Genomic DNA, 20,104 nt, shown 5'->3' with positions numbered 1-20,104 from the left:
TTTATTTTTTATTTAGTCAACATCAGTTTCAGCCTCTTCTTCTCCTGCTAATTTTTCAAATTCTAGTTCATTTACTCCTACTTCTTCATTAATACTGTCTGACTCACAAGCGATGAACATTGAACTTACGAATAATACTGCGAATATAGTTTTTATAGCTTTCATAATGGTATATCTTTTATAATTAATATCTTATTCTGGTTGTTATTTGTTGTTTATTAAAATTTTTCCTTTTCTAAACTTTTTTTTTGTTTTGTTTAGTGCAATCAAACTTTCGTTTTCTTGGTTTCTGTTTTGTAAGGATTTCGCTGGCCAGCGGCATACTTAGATTTCTCTCTGTATATCCTTTAGTAAATGTGTAATAGGTTGATAACCTTAATTGTACACTACAAATGTAGGGAGATTGCCCCCTCGCGCCTAATATATTAAGGTGTGTTTAGTGGATGGATACCTGTACGGTGTAGATGGGTCATTTATACGAGTGAATGACCGATTTTTAAAAAACAAGAAATATGTAAGAAATGGATTACTACTAGAATTCCCGTAAAATTTACCTAAAAAAAACTTAAAAAAAACAAAAACCCAATAAATCTAAAGAAGCCAAAGAATCTTAAACCACCAAAGCTTCTTTGCTGAAAAAGAAGTAGTTAGATAATTTCCCTTAAATCAAATAAGAAAATTCCCTCATTATACTGTAAGGGTTTAGTTTCAAGCTTGTTAGAAAAAATCCCCACACATCTTCGTCCTATCTTATATAAAAACCTTACAAGTAGGTAGGGAATTTATCAAATAAAACAATATAGATAGGTAGTTGATTGATTCTTATCGGTATATATTGATCATCATATAATAAAAGAGAGTATTTCGATAGGCTTCCATATAACACTTCATTCTAGATTAAGATTTAAGAAACCTTTCAAAAGCTGATTGATTAAAGAGGGATTGGGAGAGCTATTATTAAAATAATTCGTTCCTTTTTGTAGCGCTAAATCCTTCGACAAATTCAGAACAGGCTTTATCGAAGTGATTTTAACTCATAGTTTTATGGGTCTTCGACAGGCTCAGACTGACAACAAGAAGCTATTGAAAACAAAAAAACCTCCTCGCTGTGGCGAGGAGGTCCTGACTTGCGTTTTATTATAAGTAAGATATTTGTGTGATCTAAAAATAAATAAAACAACTGACTGCTCTTATACACATTTACTAGATATTACAAAAAGCAATGAGTTCATCTGATGTACATTTTTTTTGATTCTTTTTGTATGTAATAACCAACTAACGGGGTTTTACAATAAAGTGAGAATTTTAATTCTCGCTATTTCATCATCTTATAGGATATTCCAATTATTATAAGATGATAAAAGGTTTCAATTTTCATTGGGTTTGCAGCGTGATTATTTGTTTATTAAAATCTATCATAAACAACATCACGCACTACACATAAAGAATACTATTCTTTGCTAGGGTATCCTTAATTTCTTCTACATTGGTTTTGTAAGATTTAGAAAAAGGAATCATATCACTTGTGTTTTTAATAGCACATTTAGCTTTACCAAAATGTATTCTAGACACATACTTGGTATTGATAATGTAACTATTATGAATTCTCACAAAGTGATCTGGTAATAAATTCTGAAAATGTTTTAAAGTCTTAAAAGCCTCTACCTTATTACCATTACTCATGATAAAATCGGTAGTATTGTTATCTGCTTTTAGATACAGAACATCATCGATATTTACAAAACGATAATCTCCATACGACTTAAAACACAAGGTGTTATCCGTAGTAACCTCTTCAAAATCTTTCTCAAATCTAAGAACGGTTTTGATAAGGTCGCTTTTAGATAAAGGCTTCAGGATATAATCCAGTACACGATTACGTATACCTTCGATAGCATAGTCTGTAGTTTTTGTAATAATAACAAACTCGGGTAGGTTTGTCATATACTTTGTAAGTTCTGATAATAGATTATACTTCGTGGTAGACGATTGAACTCCCGGTACTTCCGGTTCTAAGAAAACTAATCTTGGTTTTCTTTCTAAAATCAAGTCCAACGCCTCTTGCTCATTTTCGGCAATTCCAGTACACATATAATCATTGTGATCTTCGAGAGCGATCTGAATTTTGCGTGCAGAATTCTGATCATTATCAATAATGATGTAAGGGTATTTCATGAGGTAAACAATTAAAGGTTAGCGTTGGTCATTAAATACTGTTCGTATTCAAAAAAAATTGTACACATTTACTGATTACAAGTTAGGTTTTTTACTTATATCTTGGTTACGGTAAAACCGCAATATTAATACGGAATCCTAAGGATATCAGGGATTAAGGAGAAATCTTTGATCGAAATAATTTGCATATCGTCGGTTTTGGGGGTTTAGAATCTCTAAACGCAAAAAAGAGATACCTTAGTATATATGACCTAAAAAAATTAAAGTTTACAAGTATTTATACCATATTTTACATTTTTTTGATACCGCAGAACGATATTGTCATAAATATCCAGCTCCATACTACAGTAATATTATTCATTATGAGACATTAAGAAACTAAAAATCCAATGTATTTTTAACTTTCCTCTTTGAAGAAGAATCAAGGGAGATGTCATCATACATTATCAAAGTTCAAGAGCATTTCGACAAGCTCAATGTGACACCTCAGTTCGCAAGGAAAATCAACCATCAACCATCCACTATCATTTAATTTTAAAATAATAAGAGATCATAAAGAAGGATTCAAATATTTTAAATAGTTTTAGAAAAACAAATCACGAATGAAGAAAGTTGTTGTTCTTACCGGTGCAGGAATCAGTGCCGAGAGTGGTATTAACACCTTTAGAGATGCAAACGGATTGTGGGAAGGTCATGACATCATGGAAGTTGCCTCTCCTATTGGATGGAGTAATAATCCTGCATTAGTACTAGATTTCTATAATAAAAGACGTAGTCAACTGCATAGCGTAGTGCCTAATCCGGCACACGAAGCTTTAGTAGCTCTAGAAAAAACACATCAGGTAACTATTGTAACACAAAATGTAGATGATCTCCATGAACGTGCTGGAAGCAGCAATGTAGTACACCTGCATGGCGAATTATTAAAAGTACGTAGTCAATTTGATGAAAACCTGGTGTTAGATTGGAAAAACGATCTGCATCTAGGAGATCTTTGTGAACATAATTCTCAACTACGCCCTCATATCGTATGGTTTGGAGAGGAAGTCCCGATGCTAGAAAAGGCGATTGACATTACAGAACAAGCAGATATTCTTATGATTATAGGTACTTCTATGCAAGTATACCCTGCGGCAAGCTTATTACAATATGCACCTGCTGGTACTCCTATTTATTTTATAGACCCAAAACCAGCTATAGCACCCAACGAAAATCTTACGATTTTAGCAGAAAAAGCAACTGTAGGAGTTCCTAAAGTTGTAGAAGAACTTGTACAAAATTTTAACTAATCATATAATGCGATCAACCGTTCTAAGTAAATATTATCATAAATCACCTCCTTCTATATAGGAAAACTCAAAAATCTAATGATCGATTTAGAGGAAAACATAAGAAAGACCAATCACTCCAGAGAACAGCGAAACTATTTTGCCAATCTTATTTTGGACAATCCGGAATTGTTACCGCAGCTATTGGCGATTTGTCATCAGGTGGATGACGAAATTTCTTGTAGAGCATCCTGGGGATTAGAATTTTTATGTAAGAAAAGATTAGATGCTATACTCCCTTATCTAGATAGTTTTACCGAAATATTGCCAAAAGTACACCAACATCCGGCAGTGCGACCTATGGCAAAAATTTGTGAATACCTCATTATTGCGTATTACAAAGAAAAAAATCCTATTGTTCAAGAATCATTAACCACACCTTATCGAGAAAAAATAACAGAAGCTTGTTTTGATTGGTTGATTTCTGATCAAAAAGTAGCCGCCAAAGCGTATTCGATGACTAGTCTATATCTATTGGGTACTGAATTTGATTGGGTACATCCAGAATTAAAAGTGACCCTAGAAAATAATTACCATCAAGGTAGCGCTGCTTACAAAGCCAGATCCCGGATGATTCTGAAAAAGTTGTAGTTTAGTTAATGGTTGTTGGTGTTAGGTATGAGGTATGAGGTCTTAGGTTTCAGGAATTGGACAAAAACCATTAATCATTAACCATTAACAGCTAATTGCTAACAACTAATTTCAAAACCAAAAAAATCCAACTGGTTACATCGTAATTACTCACGAAATCAATTATCTTTGCAGCTTTCAAAAAAACAAAGTCATGTCTTTAACTCCATTACAAGCTATATCACCTATCGATGGTCGTTATGCTTCTAAAACACAATCATTAAGCGCTTATTTTAGTGAAGAAGCTTTAATAAAATATCGTGTACTGGTAGAAATCGAATATTTTATCGCTTTATGCGAAATACCATTACCACAATTAAAGGGTATAGACACTTCGGTTTTTGAAAAATTAAGAGCCATTTATACAGCCTTTTCTACAGAAGATGCTCAGGCTATAAAAGATATTGAAAAGGTAACCAATCATGATGTAAAAGCTGTTGAATATTTTATTAAAGAAAAATTCGATCAGCTAGGTTTACAAGAATACAAGGAGTTTATCCACTTTGGACTAACATCTCAAGATATTAACAATACTGCGATACCATTAAGTATAAAAGAAGCTATTGGAGATGTATACATTCCTCATTACTTAGAATTAGTAGCAAAACTAAAATCATTAGTAGAAGAGTGGTCTGATGTATCCATGCTTGCCAGAACACATGGACAACCAGCTTCTCCTACCCGATTAGGAAAAGAATTTCAGGTATATGTTACTCGATTAGAAGCGCAGTTTGATTTGTTAAACGATATACCGAGTGCCGCTAAATTTGGTGGTGCTACCGGAAACTACAATGCCCATAAAGTAGCGTACCCAGCTATCGATTGGAAAGAATTTGGTACTCGTTTTGTACAGGAGAAACTAGGATTACATCATTCTTTTCCAACAACTCAGATCGAGCACTACGACCATATGGCAGCATTGTTTGATGGACTTAAGCGTATCAATACAATTATCCTGGATTTGGATAGAGATGTATGGACTTATGTTTCTATGGATTACTTTAAGCAAAAAATCAAAAAAGGCGAAGTAGGATCTTCTGCGATGCCGCACAAAGTAAATCCTATAGATTTTGAAAACAGCGAAGGTAATATTGGTATTGCTAATGCATTGTTTGAGCATCTAGCATCTAAACTACCAGTAAGTAGACTACAACGCGACTTAACGGACAGTACCGTACTAAGAAATGTAGGAGTTCCTTTTGGACATACCTTAATTGCTTTTCAGGCTACGTTAAAAGGATTGAACAAGTTATTATTAAACGAAGAAAAGTTTGCTCAAGATCTCGAAAACAATTGGGCTGTTGTGGCAGAAGCTATACAGACCATTTTAAGAAGAGAAGGATATCCTAATCCTTACGAGGCTTTAAAAGGATTAACCAGAACCAATGAAGCTATCAATCAAAACTCTATTGCAAACTTTATTGAAACACTAGAAGTTTCAGACGATATTAAATCCGAATTAAAAGTGATAACTCCAGCTAATTATACTGGAATATAATTGAGGATCATAAGTTTTCAAACAAAAACTTACATTAGTATAAAAAAGAAAAAAGCTTTGACGATACGTCAAAGCTTTTTTTATATCTTAAAAACTATACGATTAGTTAATATTAACCTCTCCTATAATATCTTTAATAGCACCTATATCTACATCTCCTTTATCAATTGCATTCATTAGTTTAGCAATATTTGCTGGTTTCATATCATCTCCCAACACTCTTACCAGCGCTAAACCGCGTTCTTTATTAGATGCGAATACAATCATTTCATCGATATTATCCTCTTCTCCTTCAAACTTTAATACCGCTTTTGTTCCATTAGAACCAAATCTCATAAGTGTTTCATATTTTTCAGCATCTAAAATCGAATTGATCTTAGTTTTTTCTTCTTCAAACCTGGTTTTGGTTTCGCTTTTATCTTCTTTGATCGGTAGCGCTAAAAAATTAACCTTCTTAATACTCTCTAATGCTGCTCTTTCGTCATCAGAAAGATTTACCTTTCTCGTTCTGGCATCCAATAGGCTGGTCGCTAAATCTACAGCAACAAAGTCCTTATCTCCTTGATGATCGATAAAATACTTTTGTAATGATTGGTCATTACCACAACTAATGTATAGTAATCCGCAAACTACAAGAATAAGCTTACTAATATTTTTCATTTTATTTGGTTTTAATGGTTGATTGATTGATTGATGATAAGCTTCTTTAGATAATCGTATCTAAAGAAGCTTGTGTAACATAAACTAACTGTATAAGTTTAATTTTTCTTATTTACCTTTTTAAGCTCTTCTCCTCCTGGAACATTTAAATGATCTGCGATTTTAGAAACTTGTCTAAGATCTATATCCCCTGTAATGGTCATTACTACTGTATTAGGACCTCCATCGTTTTCCATACCTTCCATAAACATGAAGAGTTCTGTAACGAAATTATCATTCTTACCGGGCTTAGAATAGAACTTTACATTTTTTCCATCACTCTTAAAACGCATTAATTCATCTAATGAAGTACTACTAAGATACTTTTGTACATCGGCTTTCATTTTCTGACCAATTTCGTTCTTCTCTGTAACAAAAACCTTAATATTCTTAATGTTCTTTACCAGATTTGCATAATCTTTAATTTCCGGATCATTGCTTTCTAGATCAATCTTACTTAACAATTTAAACATTTTACTTGTTACCACTATCGAGGATACATCGTTCATATCTTCGTACTTATCAAAATTGCTTTGTGCAATAGAGAAATATGGTACTAATGCTGCTACTAATATTATTGCAAACTTTTTCATAATTAATTCAATTTTAAGACTCCCTATCGGGAAATAGTATTCGTGTTTATTTTATTAATTTATTTTTAGTGTTTTCGAACTCATTGATATACACCAGACCTTTTTTGGCATTGTCAAACTCATTCAGGTACACTAATTCCTTTTTACCCTCATTCATTAAACGGGCAACCAAATCGAGGGCCTCTTTGGTTTTCTGTAATGCAATCTCTGGATCATCATAAGTACCATACACACCTTCGTGATCGGCTCCCGCAGGAATATCTTTTATAAATAGCCCCACAATTAAAGCTATTGATGCAGCTACTCCTATCCAGGTATACCATGGAACTTTGGACGAATTGGTTTTTAAACTTACCTCTGAACTTGCAGTTACTTGGCTTTCATCAGAAAAAAACTGAAACAAATCCTTGTATCTCTCCAAATGCGACGGCACACTTTCTCCGGTAAAATAAACCTTTAATTCTTTTTCTTCAGAAAGGGTCGTTTCTCCTTCAAAATACTTTTCCAGTAATTTTTCTATGTTAGACAACTCCATAATTGTGTTTTTTTAATAATTCTTGTCGTATTGTTTTTCTTGCTCTTGATAAGGCTACACGAACTGCAGTTTCGTTCATTTCCATCATTTCTGCAATTTCTGCGTTATCATATTGTTCTATATCTCTTAGTTGCACGATCATTCGTTGTTGTTCTGGTAAACCATCCATGATTCTACCGACCCACTCCAAACTATCCTTAGCTTCTACTTCTCTTTGCAACGAAGGTCTTTCATCTTTATAATTGCTATGAACAATTTTTAAATTCCCAGTTTCTTTTGCTTTTAATTTATCATAGCAATAGTTTTTGGTCATCGTCATGGCAAATGCTTCTACATTTTTATATTCAGCCATTTTAGATTTGTTTCGCCATAGCTTTAATAAAATTTCTTGCGTAGCATCTTCTGCCTCTTCATTACTCACCAACAATCTTTTAGCCAACCTATACAGCTTGTCTTTAAAACCATTAGTAAGCGTTATAAATGCTCTTTCCTTCATATTTCGTTGGTTGGTGGTTACAAAGCTTTCTATGTTAGCTTTATATTAGGGAGACGACTACCTCTATAATTTGTTACACAATTTTTTAAAATTATAATAAAGTCCCTATTTTTAGGGTTATATAAATAAAAAAAGTATATGAAAATTTTAAAGTATGTGATCGTAATGCTTCTATTCGGAAGTATACTTACTAGTTGTTTTGATGATAATGATGATGTTCCAGGTCTGGCAGGTGTTGTAGAAATTAATGATTTTATCTGGAAAGGCATGAATACTTTCTATTTATATAAAGCAGATGTAGATGATTTAGCGAATGATCGATTTTCTTCGAACCAGGAATATTCAGATTTTTTAGGAGGATTTTCTTCTCCTGAAGCTATTTTTGCAGCGCTTAGAACGCAAGAAGTAGATCCTGCTAGTGGAGTTGATGTAGACGAATTTAGTTTTTTAGTAGATGATTTTGTAGCACTCGAACAGGCTTTTGATGGTATTACTAGAAATAACGGAATGGAATTTGGTCTGGTACGTTACCCAAATGATGCTTCTAATGTGTTTGGATATGTTCGTTACGTATTACCAGGAACAGATGCTGAAGCCAAAGGTGTACAAAGAGGAGATGTTTTTAATACTATAGACGGTACACAAATCACAGATCAAAATTTTAGTGCTTTACTAAATCCAGACACCTATACTATTGGTTTAGCGACTTTTGATGGAGATAATGTAACACCAACTGGCACTTCTGTTTCTTTAACAAAAGTGCAGTACACAGAAAATCCAGTATTGATCTCAACTACTATTGATGTTGGTGGAAACCCAGTAGGTTATCTCATGTATAATGGATTTACCGGAGATTTTGATGAGCAATTAAATAATGCTTTTGGACAATTAGCTGCGGATAATGTAACAGATCTAATATTAGACTTGCGATATAATGGTGGTGGTTCTGTAACCTCAGCAATCGATCTAGCAAGTATGATAACCGGTCAATTTAGTGGTCAAGTATTTTCTACAGAAGAATGGAACGAAGATAGACAACCACAATTTGGAGGAACAAATCTATTTGACAATACCATAAGAACAGGAGCTGGAATTAACAGCTTAAACTTAACTAGATTATACGTATTAACAAGTAGAAGCTCTGCTTCTGCCAGCGAATTATTAATTAATGGATTAGATCCTTATATTAATGTAATACAAGTAGGGACAACAACAAGAGGTAAATTTCAGGCATCGATTACTTTATATGATTCTGATAATTTTGGTCGTAATGGTGCCAATCCAGGCCATACCTACGCTATGCAACCGCTAGTCCTAAGATCATTAAACTCTGTAGGTTTTACAGATTATTTTGGAGGATTTACTCCTGAAATCGAACTTGCCGAAGACTTTTCTAATTTAGGTACTTTGGGAGATCCAAACGAACCGCTATTAAAAGCTGCTATTGATAATATTCTAGGTAACAGAATTAGTACGAATGCTAAGAGTCTAACGCTAGAAACCATTGGAGAAAGTAAAATGACACTTCCAAACTATCAGAGAATGTATAAAACCATAGACAACAATACGAAGGAGTAAATATATTTGTCTCCATATAAAAACTAAAAAACTCAAGTCTTAGCGACTTGAGTTTTTTAGTTTAAATAATATAATGTCTTTTCTTAAAAAGTAAGATTAAAACCTATTCTGGCATTTCTACCTCTCGTACTAAATCCAAAAATCTCCTGATATTCTTCATTGGTAATATTATTCATCGCTGCATAGATACTTAAATTATCCATTAACTGATGGCTGATATAAAAATCTAAAATTCCGTAACCATCTAGTTCTACTGGATCCGAAGTAAATGTCACTGGATTAAAGAAAGTATCATTTCGTTTACTATTTAGTTGATAGCTTAAAGATGTAAACGATTTAGTAGATAGCTGATATCCTACAGTTGCTTGTAAAGTGTTTTCTGGTATCCTAATATTATTTTCTAATTTATCAATATTAGTATAGGTATAGTTAGCATTTATTGATAATTTATCGTCTAATAACAATGCGCTAGCTTCCACTTCGATTCCATTAACTTCTATATCTTCTGGTGAATTAAAATTTACAAAAGTATTAGGGTCAAAAGTGATGAAGTTTTCGGATGTTCTATCAAAATATACTACACTAATCGTAGCCTTTTTCTGGTGAGAAAATTCGATTCCTCCTTCTAATGTAGTACTCTCTTCCGGTTCTAAATCTGGATTTCCACTAAAGAAAGCTGTATCATATAATTGAAACAAGGAAGGTGTAATATATGCAGTACTATAAGACGCTAATCCCTTGATATAATTTCCTCCGAACGTATAGGTAAATGATGGGTTTATGTTATATACCAAATGATTTCCGTAGGTGCTATGGATATTTAATCGTGCTCCCGCATTCACGTTTAAACCAAACTTAGAAACATACACTAAGTTGATATAAGGATCGATAATATCAAAATCTGCTTCATTGTCATTTATCGTTTGTTCGAAATCTGTACTTCCAAAAGGAATGCTAAACAAATTAAAATCACTGTAAGAACCATTGGCTCCAATAACCGTATATAATGTGTTCTTAAAATTATATTTATTATAAGCATCGAAGGTATAGATTTTACCTTCGTATCTAGATGGAAAACCAGAGATAAACTCTCTATCCACCAACGCATAGCTATCTACAAAAGTAAAACTACCATTAGGGTACTTGGCTTCCCAAAAACTTCCTCCTCTTAATTGTCTACTGGTAAACTGGTTATCAGCATCTAAACCAGCCCCACCATCGAAATCCGTTTTATACTGATCTAGATTTCCAAAAAAATGAAATCTAAAGTTCTTATTCCATTGATACCCAAGTTTTGCATATACGTTAAACTTATTATAAGGATCGCTTTCAAATGTTTCTCCAGTAGTCGATTCTAAAGGATTTTCGGCAGCTGACAAACCATCTGTAGATTGATGAGATAAGCTACCTAAATAACTTACTTTACCAATCGTTCCGTTAACAGACGCAAAGTTTACAAACTCATTAATATCATAATCCTGATCATCTTGTGATTGATTGGTACCAATAGTAGAAGAAAATTGTGCGGCAATTGCATCTTTACTTTCTGATTTTGTAGTAATATTAATTACTGCTGTTGCTGCTCCGGATCCATATAAAGTACTCGAAGCTCCTTTTAGAATCTCAATAGATTCTATTTGATTAGTAGATAATAATCGTAGATCAAAATCTCCTGCAGAAGAGGTAGGATCACTTACAGTAACACCATCCACTCTAATCACTACCTGTCGATTACGACCTCCACGAATAGAAACCCCTAATGGTTCTCCAGCCGCATTATTACTACCATTGATAAAAACCCCTGCAACTCTATTCAAAACAGTTGCTACTGATTGTCCTTGACTACGCTGTAATTCTTTAGAACCAATCTTAGTAATTACCTTACCACTCTGTTCTCTTTTTAGATTAAATTTTGAATCAGAGATGACAACCTCCTCTAATTCATTTACTTCTTCTTCTGTTGTTTGTTGTGCAGATACAACCTGGGATGCCATGAATACGAGTGCAGCCCCAAAAAACACTTTTTTGTTCATTTCCTAAATGACTTATTGTTTACAATTACCGGAAAAAAGTATGTAGTTTACCCATACCAAAACCTCTATCCCGAAAGTTTGACATATCGAATTCTGGCAGGTCTCCTGGCTCGCGTCTTGTTGTCTACCTTCCCATTCCGAGTTTATCGGAACAGTGGTTAAAAGAACTAACAACAAGCATCCACCTTTGGCGGACTAAGCTCACAGTTGCGGGAACAGCTCAGGATTTATTCATTTAGAATTCAACATAATGATTTCCAAACATATGCACCTGATTCCCTTTTAATTCTCTACGCTAGTAAAGCGTATCAAAACCAAAATTCTGCGCGAATGTATTATATTTCTCTGAAATTGCATCCACTTTAACAAATAAATTGATAATACTAGTATCTTTGCGCACTCTAAAGCCTTAAAAAATGTTGTATTACATCACTGGTGGAGAACGTTCTGGAAAAAGTAGCTATGCACAAAATCTAGCATTAGAACTTTCCAAAAAACCAGTTTACATAGCAACTTCCAGAGTTTGGGATGGTGATCATAGAAAACGAATCGATCGACATATTGCGGATCGAAGTGATGCTTGGACCTCTGTTGAAGAGGAAAAAGAACTCTCTAAAGTGATTCATAAAAATACTACTGTAGTTATTGATTGTGTAACTCTATGGCTTACCAATTTCTTTGTAGATACCAAAAATGACATCGAAATATCCCTTGAACAAGCAAAAAAAGAATTTAATAAACTCACTACTATAGAAGCGAATATTATAATCATTTCTAATGAAATAGGAATGGGAGTTCATGCAACAACAGAAATAGGAAGAAAATTCACAGAACTTCAGGGTTGGATGAATCAACATATTGCCAAACATGCTGATCACGCCATTTTAATGGTTTCTGGCATACCTGTAAAAATAAAATAACATGAATTTTACCATAACACCTCTAGATAAGTCCTTAGAAAACAAGATTCAACATAAGATTAATCTTAAAACCAAACCAGTAGGTTCATTAGGTATTCTTGAAAAAATTGCATTGCAAATAGGGCTTATCCAACAAACTAGTGTCCCCAGCCTTAATAAACCAACAATTTTGGTTTTTGCCGGAGATCATGGTATTGCAGAAAAAGGAGAAGTAAATCCCTATCCACAGGTGGTAACACAACAAATGGTATACAACTTCTTACATGGAGGTGCTGCTATCAATGCGTTTTGTAATCAACATCATATTGATCTTAAAATTGTAGATGCTGGCGTAAACCATGACTTTGATCAAATCGAAGGGCTAATTGATGCTAAAATTGCATATGGCACTAATAATTACGAGAACGAACCTGCAATGTTTCGCGATGAATGTTGCAAGGCTATACAAACGGGAGCTTCTTTGGTAACCGAGGTTTATAATGATGGATGTAATATTATCGGATTTGGTGAAATGGGAATCGGAAACTCTTCTGCCGCAGCATTACTCATGTCTTATTTTACAAAAATATCCATTGAAGAATGTGTAGGAGCCGGAACAGGAATTCAGGGAGATGCTAAAAAGAAAAAACAAGCTGTTCTACAATCAGTTTTTCAAAAATATAAACCAGCATCAGCAAATGAAGCATTGGCTACTTTTGGAGGTTTTGAAATTGCAATGATAACAGGTGCTATTCTTAGAGCTGCAGAATTAAAAATGACTACTCTTATAGATGGATTCATCGTTACAGCTGCATTATTGGCTGCTAATGCCATGTATGAAAATGTATTAGATTACTGTATTTTCGCACACACTTCTAATGAGCAAGGTCATCAGAAAATGCTAAACTTTCTAGAAAAAAAACCACTAATTCATCTTGGCATGCGATTGGGAGAAGGAACGGGAGCTGCTGTAGCGTACCCAATAATAACTTCTGCCATCGCTTTTCTAAACAACATGGCTAGCTTCGAAGAAGCATCTGTAAACACTTCAGAATCTTAACAAAGTGAAAAAAGGTATTCTATCCATACTTGTTGCTTTGGTTGGTTTTTTCTTTGTATATAAATACCATGTAAAAATGCATGAAATACATTATGGCATTATCTCAGGAAAACAAATTCGATTTATTTTTATTGATGATCTTGTTTCGTTTACCAGATTATTCAAAATTGTAATGGTTAGCCTTTCTTTATTAAGTATATATCTTGGTATTATTGCTACTATAAAAAAACATAAAATAGGGATCATAGGAATACTGCTAGCAATAGTCTTATGTATTTCGGCTTTTATTCCTTTTTGGAAGTACTTTTCTGAAAATATAACAACAGCAATCAATTCGTAACAAAACCTAAGAGTCATTTCATGAAGAAAGAAATCCATATATTTTTCACAGCTCTGATGTTTTTCACTCGAATTCCGTGCCCAAAATGGGTAAATCATGATCCAGAATATTTACGGAAAAGCTCTAAGTATTTCCCCTTAGTAGGAATACTTGTTGGTGGTATTGGAGCTATTGTATTCTATGGTTTTTCTTTGTTGTTTTCTACAGAAATTGCCTTGTTATTATCTATAGCGAGTACCATTTATACCACGGGAGCTTTTCATGAAGATGGTTTTGCTGATGTTTGTGATGGTTTTGGTGGTGGTTGGACCAAAGAAAAGATCCTTCTTATCATGAAAGATTCACGATTAGGCACCTATGGTACTATTGGAATTTTGCTACTTCTCGCTATTAAATTTTCTGCATTAAGAGAAACTGAAACATCCTATATACCGCTAATTTTAATTTCTGGTCATAGTTTAAGTCGTTTTATAGCCACTACTTTGATTTACACACATCCTTATGTTAGAGATACGGAAGACAGCAAAGCAAAACCTGCTGCTAAGAGCATGAGCTTATCGATGTTACTCATTAGTGCATTGTTTGGAATCCTTCCGCTCGTATTTTTCTTTAATCCATTAATAGGTTTAGCGATTATACCTATGTATTTTTCTAAAATGTTTCTAGCTGCTAAATTTAAAAAATGGATCGGAGGCCAAACAGGAGACTGTGCTGGCGCGGTACAACAATTGAGTGAAGTGATTTTTTATCTAAGTGTTATCGCATTATGGAAATATATCTGGTAAGACATACAACCCCAATCATAGAGAAAGGAATCTGCTATGGACAAAGTGATCTGGATGTTACTGATAGTTTTGACGCTGAAGTATCCGAAATTCATACCAAACTCCCGCTAAAAGAAATTACAAAAGTCTACAGCAGTCCGCTAAAAAGATGTAAACTACTTGCGGAAAGTTTTGATCTTCCTATCATATTTGATATGAGACTACAAGAATTAGATTTTGGCGAATGGGAATTAAAAGCTTGGGATGATATCTCGAAAAAAGAGCTGAATCCATGGATGGAAGATTTTGTAAATGTTCCTGTTCCCAACGGAGAATCATATGTGATGCTCCAACAAAGAATTCTAGACTTTTATAAAAACCTACCTTCTAATATAGATGAAAAAATAGTCATTGTATCTCATGCGGGGCCTATCAGAGCATTACTTTCTTATCTGCAAAAAATAGCCTTAAAAGATTCTTTTAGTATAAAATTAGAATACGGAGAAGTTGTAAAAATTTAATCAGTATCAATTTATACCAACTCCAACTTGGCAAAATTGTAATTAGAAGAAGTTTCTTTTTCTACAACCTGTACATTTAACTTTTCCTCAAAAAGTGGTGCATTAACAACCAGGGTATGATATTCTCCATTTTCTCCACAAGCGTCAACCCCCAAAGATTCTAAATCCTGAATAAGTTCTTTATCAATCGCTCTTCCTAAATAATCAGAACCCAGATCATTATTACAAGAAACAATGATCGCTTCGATACCATACGCTATCATATCCAAAACCAATTGTTTTCTGGGCTGTTGCCAAATGGGTAATATCGCTTTTATGTTTGCTGCATTCGATACTTTTTCTTCCCATTGACGATGCGATTCGATATCAATATCACCAAAAATAGCAGATTGCAAACCATATTTTTTGGCCAATGATTGTAAATTTTCAATGTACAGACGCTCATAATCACCCCAACTACTTTCAAAAAAATGAATTGGAAGGCTCATCGCATTAGCTTGCGCTTTTAGAATCTCTTTTGGAATTCCATGAGAACGAGATCGATCACCATACTCATTCAATACATTTAATAAAACAGATGGAGAATACCCATCTTTTATCGCCATATGCATCGCATAACAACTATCCTTTCCCCCACTCCAGGAACATAAAAAAGACATATCTAAAAATTAAGTTGTACAAATTAACGGTAATTCTTAGCAGGTTTTCAAAAAATATTTCGAAGTTTGAAAAATATTTAAATTCACATGAATAAATTTTGTTTTCTCTTAATACCATGCCTTTTTTTTGTTTCGTGTAAAGAAGAAAAAAAAGAAATCACTTCTACTGTTGCACCAGAACTTGTTCCTCAACAAGTCTCCTACGCTACTGGATTTACCATAGAAAACAAGGACACCTATAAAGAAATTAAAATTACATCTCCTTGGCCTGATGCAAAAAATGGATTTACCTATATTTTGTATCCAAAAGGAACTGAAAAACCTGATGTAAAAGGAAAAGTATCTTACATAAAGATTCCAGTAGAAAAAACCGTAGTTACCTCTACTACAGATATTCCGATGTTAGAGTATTTACACCTCGAAAACAAACTAATCGGCTTTCCACATTGTGACTATATATCATCAGAAAAAACTCGTGCTTTAATAGACAATGGATCTATCTTAGAACTAGGAAATAATGGTCATTTAAATACAGAGCTAACTTTAGAACTAGCACCCGAAATAATCATAGGATATTCTGCTACTGGAGATACCAAAACGTATGATTTACTGGAAAAAACAGGAATCCCGGTTGTAATGAATGGTTCTTGGATGGAGCAACATCCTTTAGGACGAGCAGAATGGATAAAGTTTGTAGCTGCTTTTTATAATAGAGAAAAAGAAGCTGATAGTATTTTTAACAAGATAGAACAAGACTATACCAAAGCTGTTGCGCTGGCAAAAAATACAAAACAAACTCCTACAGTATTATCAGGAAATATGTTTAAAGACGTATGGCATGTTCCTGGAGGAAACAGTTATGTCGCCCAATTCTTAAAAGATGCGAATACCAATTACTTGTGGAAAGACACGAAAAAAACAGGAAGTATCGCACTGAATTTTGAAAGTGTTTTAGAAAAAGCGCAAAACGCAGAACTATGGATAGGTTCTGGATCTTCTAAATCCTTAAAAGAACTAGAAGAAAAGAACAATCGATATACTTTTTTTGAAGCTTTTAAAAATAAAACCGTATATTCTTCTACTTTAAAAACTGGATCCAAAGGTGGATTGATATATTATGAATTAGGACCTATGCGACCTGATTTGATTCTAAAAGATATTATCCAAATAGCACATCCAGAATTATTAAAAGATTACGAACCTTATTTTTTTGAAAAACTAAACTAATTGACCCCAAATAAATCATATAAAGCAGTTTTTCTCATCATAACTATCATACTATTGTTATGTTTTATCACAAACATTAGTCTTGGATCTGTTCTAATCCCATGGGTAGATACTTTAAAAAGTTTAGTTGGAGGCACTGTAGAAAAAGAATCGTGGAAGCATATTATAATTGATTATAGACTACCAAAGGCTATTACTGCGGTTATCGTAGGAAGTGGATTAGGTGTTTCGGGATTATTAATGCAAACCTTATTTAGAAATCCGCTGGCAGGTCCATTTGTACTAGGAATAAGTTCTGGAGCAAGTCTTGGTGTAGCATTGTTGATTTTAGGAAGCGCTCTTATCGGCGGAAGTACTGCATTATTCTTGGTTTCTAATTGGGGGTTAGTAGCAGCAGCAAGTTTAGGAAGTGTTTTAGTACTATTTCTGGTAATGCTCGTTTCTATTAGAGTAAAAGATACTATGGCTATTCTCATCATCGGATTAATGTTTGGTAGTATTACAGCTGCCATTGTAAGTGTACTTTCTTATTTCGCGCCTGCTGAACAGTTACAGCGATTTATTTTTTGGGGATTCGGAAGTTTAGGAAATTTATCCTGGACAGATGTTATCATATTTTCTGGAATTGTTTTTATCGGGATGATACTGGCAATTTTCTCAATCAAATCACTAAACACATTACTTTTGGGAGAAAATTACGCTCGTAGTCTTGGACTAAATATTAAAAAAAGTCGTTTTTTGATTATTTTGGCTACAGGTTTGTTAGCAGGAAGCATTACAGCCTTTGCAGGACCGATTGCATTTATCGGATTGGCAGTACCACACCTTACCAGACAACTATTTCATACTTCGGATCATAAAACATTAATACCAGCAGTCATATTAATAGGAAGCATGATTATGTTAATTTGTGATACAGTTTCTCAGTTACCAGGAACCGAATACACCTTACCAATCAATGCGATCACCTCTTTGATAGGTGCTCCAGTTGTGATTTGGTTATTAGTTAGAAAACGAAAAATGTTATTTTAGCAGCTTATGGAGATAGCATCTGCAGATACTGAAAATAAAAATATCGTTTTACAAACGGAAGGACTTTCTATTGGTTATCGCCATAAGAATAATCTCGAAGTAGTTGCTGCGGATATCAATCTAAAACTATATGAAGGTGAACTTGTAGGCTTGGTTGGTGCCAATGGTATTGGTAAGTCTACATTATTACGAACACTCTCTAAAGTGCAACCAGCGCTAAGAGGAGATGTTTTTTTATCCGACAAAGAAATTAGAACCTACAAAACTTCAGAACTTGCTTCGCAATTAAGCATCGTACTCACAGAACAAATAGCTTCAAAAAATCTCACTGTACAAGAATTAGTGGCTTTGGGCAGACAGCCCTATACAAATTGGGTTGGAAAATTACTGGATGAGGATATAGAAAAAATACAAAAAGCGATTGAAGTCACCCATATTACCAAGTTGGTTAATAAAAGATGTTTCGAATTAAGTGACGGACAATTACAAAAAGTATTGATCGCTCGTGCAATCGCCCAAGATACTCCATTTATCATGCTAGATGAACCTACTACGCATCTAGATGTATATCATAAGGCTTATATTCTGAAACTTTTAAAACGATTAGCCTTCGAAACTCAGAAAACAATACTGTTTTCGACTCATGAGATTGACTTTGCCATACAGTTATGTGATAAAATGATCGTAATGAACACAGATGGTTTTGAATTTGGAAGACCAAAAGAACTTATCCAATGTAGAGCATTTTCTTCTTTATTCCCAGAAGATCTTATCCTATTTGACGAAAAAACAGGAAGTTACAAAGTAAGACATTAATTGAAGATCTTAAAAGCGTAATAATCCCTAAAATCCTTTTAACGATTTAATGTGTTTCTTGCAGAAAAAACGTAGATTTTTTGAGTACCCAACACCCATATTTTAACATAAAAAGTGATAATTTCGAGGCAAAATAAAACCTTACATAATGAACAAAATTTTTAGACTCAAATCATTTATCATGTTATCAGCAATTACTTTATTCATTACTAGTTGTAGTAGTGATAGCAATGATGACATTTTTATCGACCCTACAGATCCTGTTACTTTTGATGGAGAACTTTCTGTTTTCGAAACAGGTACAGACAACAGAACCGTAATGATCGACGGATCAAATGTTTCTGGAAATAATGCAATAGTAAAAGTTGCTTTCAGATCATCGAACACTATGAGACGTTTGTACGTAACTCAAAATGTTTCAGATTTCGGTGCTGAACCTTACAATTTCGCAGTTGGTGGTGTTACCGTAGATGATAAAAAAGATGGTTCTTTAGATTTATCTTCTGACAATGGAGATGAATTTGAATTTGCTATTCCTTTTCCTGTACCAACAAGTGCTGATAGTAACATAGTATATACCATATGGGCTACCACGGGACGTGGAGATTTTAGAGATATTTCTAAAAGAAATGCTATCGGGGATACTGCCGTTGGTACTATCACAATTACCGGAAGCGGTACTAGCACTGCTAACGGAATTAAATCATTTACAAGTACTTTATTAGCAGCTCCACTTGGTGATGGTTCTTCGGATACGTTTATGTCGGTTTATAACAACGAAGTATATAAAATAAGCGAAGGAGAAGAAACTGCAGCGCTTTGGGATTTTGGATATTATTACGGATTTACGCAAAAAGCTTCTCTGGCTTCTACATCTGATTATCCAGCTCTTTTTGATGACGATAATGACGCTAGTACGCCGTTAGTTAACGTATCTGGATTAACAGGTGTTTCACAAGACGAACTTAATAAATTCTACATTTCTACTTCATTAATTGATTTTGATGCAGTAACAAGCGCTACTGATTTAGATGGAATCAGCCAAGCTACAACTGAAAGAGCTACTGAACTTTCTGTTGGAGATATCCTAGAATTTACTGATCAATACGGAAAAAAGGGTGTAATTAAAGTTACTAATATCACAGGTACTGATGGTAACGATGGATCCATCACTATAGATATTAAAGTTCAGATCTAATCACACATCATATAAATTGAAAT

General features: G+C 33.9%; 20 protein-coding genes and 1 riboswitch. Of the genes, 13 read left to right on the top strand and 7 right to left on the bottom strand.

Annotation, left to right across the window (positions count from 1 at the left end; translation table 11 throughout):
• Window positions 1-1,434: 1,434 nt before the first annotated feature.
• A complete protein-coding gene (locus ACWNT5_RS16070; protein WP_299607219.1) occupies window positions 1,435-2,175 on the bottom strand; it encodes a LytR/AlgR family response regulator transcription factor in 741 nt (246 codons plus the stop codon).
• 602 nt (window positions 2,176-2,777) lie between these two features.
• On the opposite strand from ACWNT5_RS16070, the gene ACWNT5_RS16065 reads away from it, so the two are divergent.
• From ACWNT5_RS16065 to purB, 3 genes are all read left to right on the top strand, one after another.
• Window positions 2,778-3,464: an SIR2 family NAD-dependent protein deacylase gene (locus tag ACWNT5_RS16065; protein ID WP_456517912.1), complete on the top strand. Its 687-nt coding sequence runs from the start codon at window positions 2,778-2,780 to the stop codon at window positions 3,462-3,464.
• A 78-nt stretch (window positions 3,465-3,542) separates the two neighbouring features.
• Window positions 3,543-4,094, top strand: coding sequence for an adenylosuccinate lyase (locus ACWNT5_RS16060; RefSeq protein WP_456517911.1), 552 nt, complete (start codon window positions 3,543-3,545; stop codon window positions 4,092-4,094).
• Window positions 4,095-4,287: 193 nt separating this feature from the next.
• Window positions 4,288-5,631, top strand: coding sequence for an adenylosuccinate lyase (purB, locus tag ACWNT5_RS16055; RefSeq protein WP_456517910.1), 1,344 nt, complete (start codon window positions 4,288-4,290; stop codon window positions 5,629-5,631).
• Window positions 5,632-5,733: 102 nt separating this feature from the next.
• Here purB and ACWNT5_RS16050 read toward each other — a convergent pair whose 3' ends face one another.
• The 4 genes from ACWNT5_RS16050 to ACWNT5_RS16035 form a co-directional block, all read right to left on the bottom strand.
• Complete coding sequence (locus ACWNT5_RS16050; protein ID WP_299607214.1) at window positions 5,734-6,291, bottom strand: DUF4252 domain-containing protein; 558 nt, start codon at window positions 6,289-6,291, stop codon at window positions 5,734-5,736.
• Window positions 6,292-6,389: 98 nt separating this feature from the next.
• Window positions 6,390-6,923, bottom strand: a complete 534-nt coding sequence (locus ACWNT5_RS16045) for a DUF4252 domain-containing protein (RefSeq protein ID WP_456517909.1) — start codon at window positions 6,921-6,923, stop codon at window positions 6,390-6,392.
• A gap of 46 nt (window positions 6,924-6,969) precedes the next feature.
• Window positions 6,970-7,458: a hypothetical protein gene (locus ACWNT5_RS16040; protein WP_456517908.1), complete on the bottom strand. Its 489-nt coding sequence runs from the start codon at window positions 7,456-7,458 to the stop codon at window positions 6,970-6,972.
• Window positions 7,445-7,954 carry an RNA polymerase sigma factor gene (locus tag ACWNT5_RS16035; RefSeq protein WP_299607209.1) on the bottom strand — a complete coding sequence of 170 codons (510 nt, stop codon included), beginning with the start codon at window positions 7,952-7,954 and terminating at the stop codon, window positions 7,445-7,447. Before ACWNT5_RS16035 ends, ACWNT5_RS16040 begins: the two co-directional genes overlap by 14 nt.
• Before the next feature lie 138 nt (window positions 7,955-8,092).
• Here ACWNT5_RS16035 and ACWNT5_RS16030 point away from each other — a divergent pair, with 138 nt between their 5' ends.
• Window positions 8,093-9,532: a S41 family peptidase gene (locus ACWNT5_RS16030; protein ID WP_299607208.1), complete on the top strand. Its 1,440-nt coding sequence runs from the start codon at window positions 8,093-8,095 to the stop codon at window positions 9,530-9,532.
• Window positions 9,533-9,615: 83 nt separating this feature from the next.
• On the opposite strand, the gene ACWNT5_RS16025 is transcribed toward ACWNT5_RS16030, so the two are convergent.
• Complete coding sequence (locus ACWNT5_RS16025) at window positions 9,616-11,565, bottom strand: TonB-dependent receptor plug domain-containing protein (protein ID WP_456517907.1); 1,950 nt, start codon at window positions 11,563-11,565, stop codon at window positions 9,616-9,618.
• Between the two features lie 78 nt (window positions 11,566-11,643).
• Window positions 11,644-11,899: riboswitch (cobalamin riboswitch) on the bottom strand.
• 82 nt (window positions 11,900-11,981) lie between these two features.
• Between ACWNT5_RS16025 and ACWNT5_RS16020 the strand changes: the two genes are divergently transcribed.
• The 5 genes from ACWNT5_RS16020 to cobC are packed head-to-tail and all read left to right on the top strand — an operon-like array spanning window position 11,982 to window position 15,149.
• Entirely contained in the window at window positions 11,982-12,485 is a 504-nt protein-coding gene (locus tag ACWNT5_RS16020; protein ID WP_299607206.1) for a bifunctional adenosylcobinamide kinase/adenosylcobinamide-phosphate guanylyltransferase, read from the top strand.
• A gap of 1 nt (window position 12,486) precedes the next feature.
• Window positions 12,487-13,524 carry a nicotinate-nucleotide--dimethylbenzimidazole phosphoribosyltransferase gene (gene cobT / locus ACWNT5_RS16015; RefSeq protein ID WP_456517906.1) on the top strand — a complete coding sequence of 346 codons (1,038 nt, stop codon included), beginning with the start codon at window positions 12,487-12,489 and terminating at the stop codon, window positions 13,522-13,524.
• Window positions 13,525-13,528: 4 nt separating this feature from the next.
• Window positions 13,529-13,864: a hypothetical protein gene (locus ACWNT5_RS16010; protein ID WP_456517905.1), complete on the top strand. Its 336-nt coding sequence runs from the start codon at window positions 13,529-13,531 to the stop codon at window positions 13,862-13,864.
• A 20-nt stretch (window positions 13,865-13,884) separates the two neighbouring features.
• Window positions 13,885-14,649 carry an adenosylcobinamide-GDP ribazoletransferase gene (locus tag ACWNT5_RS16005; RefSeq protein WP_456517904.1) on the top strand — a complete coding sequence of 255 codons (765 nt, stop codon included), beginning with the start codon at window positions 13,885-13,887 and terminating at the stop codon, window positions 14,647-14,649.
• Window positions 14,631-15,149 (top strand): alpha-ribazole phosphatase, encoded by a 519-nt coding sequence (gene cobC / locus ACWNT5_RS16000; RefSeq protein ID WP_456517903.1) that lies wholly within the window; start codon window positions 14,631-14,633, stop codon window positions 15,147-15,149. Before ACWNT5_RS16005 ends, cobC begins: the two co-directional genes overlap by 19 nt.
• Before the next feature lie 11 nt (window positions 15,150-15,160).
• Here the strand turns inward: cobC and ACWNT5_RS15995 are convergent, their stop codons facing one another.
• Complete coding sequence (locus ACWNT5_RS15995; protein WP_456517902.1) at window positions 15,161-15,808, bottom strand: Dph6-related ATP pyrophosphatase; 648 nt, start codon at window positions 15,806-15,808, stop codon at window positions 15,161-15,163.
• An 87-nt stretch (window positions 15,809-15,895) separates the two neighbouring features.
• On the opposite strand from ACWNT5_RS15995, the gene ACWNT5_RS15990 reads away from it, so the two are divergent.
• From ACWNT5_RS15990 to ACWNT5_RS15975, 4 genes are all read left to right on the top strand, one after another.
• Entirely contained in the window at window positions 15,896-17,035 is a 1,140-nt protein-coding gene (locus ACWNT5_RS15990) for an ABC transporter substrate-binding protein (RefSeq protein ID WP_456517901.1), read from the top strand.
• Window positions 17,036-18,067 carry a FecCD family ABC transporter permease gene (locus ACWNT5_RS15985; RefSeq protein ID WP_299607197.1) on the top strand — a complete coding sequence of 344 codons (1,032 nt, stop codon included), beginning with the start codon at window positions 17,036-17,038 and terminating at the stop codon, window positions 18,065-18,067.
• Between the two features lie 6 nt (window positions 18,068-18,073).
• Complete coding sequence (locus ACWNT5_RS15980; RefSeq protein WP_299607195.1) at window positions 18,074-18,883, top strand: ABC transporter ATP-binding protein; 810 nt, start codon at window positions 18,074-18,076, stop codon at window positions 18,881-18,883.
• Window positions 18,884-19,031: 148 nt separating this feature from the next.
• The gene (locus ACWNT5_RS15975; RefSeq protein WP_456517900.1) at window positions 19,032-20,081 is read left to right on the top strand and encodes a hypothetical protein; all 1,050 of its coding nucleotides are present in this window, start codon (window positions 19,032-19,034) and stop codon (window positions 20,079-20,081) included.
• The last annotated feature ends 23 nt before the right edge of the window (window positions 20,082-20,104 follow it).

The organism is Aquimarina sp. 433 (assembly GCF_054054605.1).
This window is presented reverse-complemented; position numbering and strand designations above follow the sequence as displayed.

What these genes read in the sequence shown, in the direction of transcription:
- ACWNT5_RS16070 (WP_299607219.1), bottom strand. Translation starts at nt 2,175, where the DNA reads ATGAAATACCCTTACATCATTATTGATAATGATCAGAATTCTGCACGC.
- ACWNT5_RS16065 (WP_456517912.1), top strand. Translation starts at nt 2,778, where the DNA reads ATGAAGAAAGTTGTTGTTCTTACCGGTGCAGGAATCAGTGCCGAGAGT.
- ACWNT5_RS16060 (WP_456517911.1), top strand. Translation starts at nt 3,543, where the DNA reads ATGATCGATTTAGAGGAAAACATAAGAAAGACCAATCACTCCAGAGAA.
- purB (WP_456517910.1), top strand. Translation starts at nt 4,288, where the DNA reads ATGTCTTTAACTCCATTACAAGCTATATCACCTATCGATGGTCGTTAT.
- ACWNT5_RS16050 (WP_299607214.1), bottom strand. Translation starts at nt 6,291, where the DNA reads ATGAAAAATATTAGTAAGCTTATTCTTGTAGTTTGCGGATTACTATAC.
- ACWNT5_RS16045 (WP_456517909.1), bottom strand. Translation starts at nt 6,923, where the DNA reads ATGAAAAAGTTTGCAATAATATTAGTAGCAGCATTAGTACCATATTTC.
- ACWNT5_RS16040 (WP_456517908.1), bottom strand. Translation starts at nt 7,458, where the DNA reads ATGGAGTTGTCTAACATAGAAAAATTACTGGAAAAGTATTTTGAAGGA.
- ACWNT5_RS16035 (WP_299607209.1), bottom strand. Translation starts at nt 7,954, where the DNA reads ATGAAGGAAAGAGCATTTATAACGCTTACTAATGGTTTTAAAGACAAG.
- ACWNT5_RS16030 (WP_299607208.1), top strand. Translation starts at nt 8,093, where the DNA reads ATGAAAATTTTAAAGTATGTGATCGTAATGCTTCTATTCGGAAGTATA.
- ACWNT5_RS16025 (WP_456517907.1), bottom strand. Translation starts at nt 11,565, where the DNA reads ATGAACAAAAAAGTGTTTTTTGGGGCTGCACTCGTATTCATGGCATCC.
- ACWNT5_RS16020 (WP_299607206.1), top strand. Translation starts at nt 11,982, where the DNA reads ATGTTGTATTACATCACTGGTGGAGAACGTTCTGGAAAAAGTAGCTAT.
- cobT (WP_456517906.1), top strand. Translation starts at nt 12,487, where the DNA reads ATGAATTTTACCATAACACCTCTAGATAAGTCCTTAGAAAACAAGATT.
- ACWNT5_RS16005 (WP_456517904.1), top strand. Translation starts at nt 13,885, where the DNA reads ATGAAGAAAGAAATCCATATATTTTTCACAGCTCTGATGTTTTTCACT.
- cobC (WP_456517903.1), top strand. Translation starts at nt 14,631, where the DNA reads ATGGAAATATATCTGGTAAGACATACAACCCCAATCATAGAGAAAGGA.
- ACWNT5_RS15995 (WP_456517902.1), bottom strand. Translation starts at nt 15,808, where the DNA reads ATGTCTTTTTTATGTTCCTGGAGTGGGGGAAAGGATAGTTGTTATGCG.
- ACWNT5_RS15990 (WP_456517901.1), top strand. Translation starts at nt 15,896, where the DNA reads ATGAATAAATTTTGTTTTCTCTTAATACCATGCCTTTTTTTTGTTTCG.
- ACWNT5_RS15980 (WP_299607195.1), top strand. Translation starts at nt 18,074, where the DNA reads ATGGAGATAGCATCTGCAGATACTGAAAATAAAAATATCGTTTTACAA.
- ACWNT5_RS15975 (WP_456517900.1), top strand. Translation starts at nt 19,032, where the DNA reads ATGAACAAAATTTTTAGACTCAAATCATTTATCATGTTATCAGCAATT.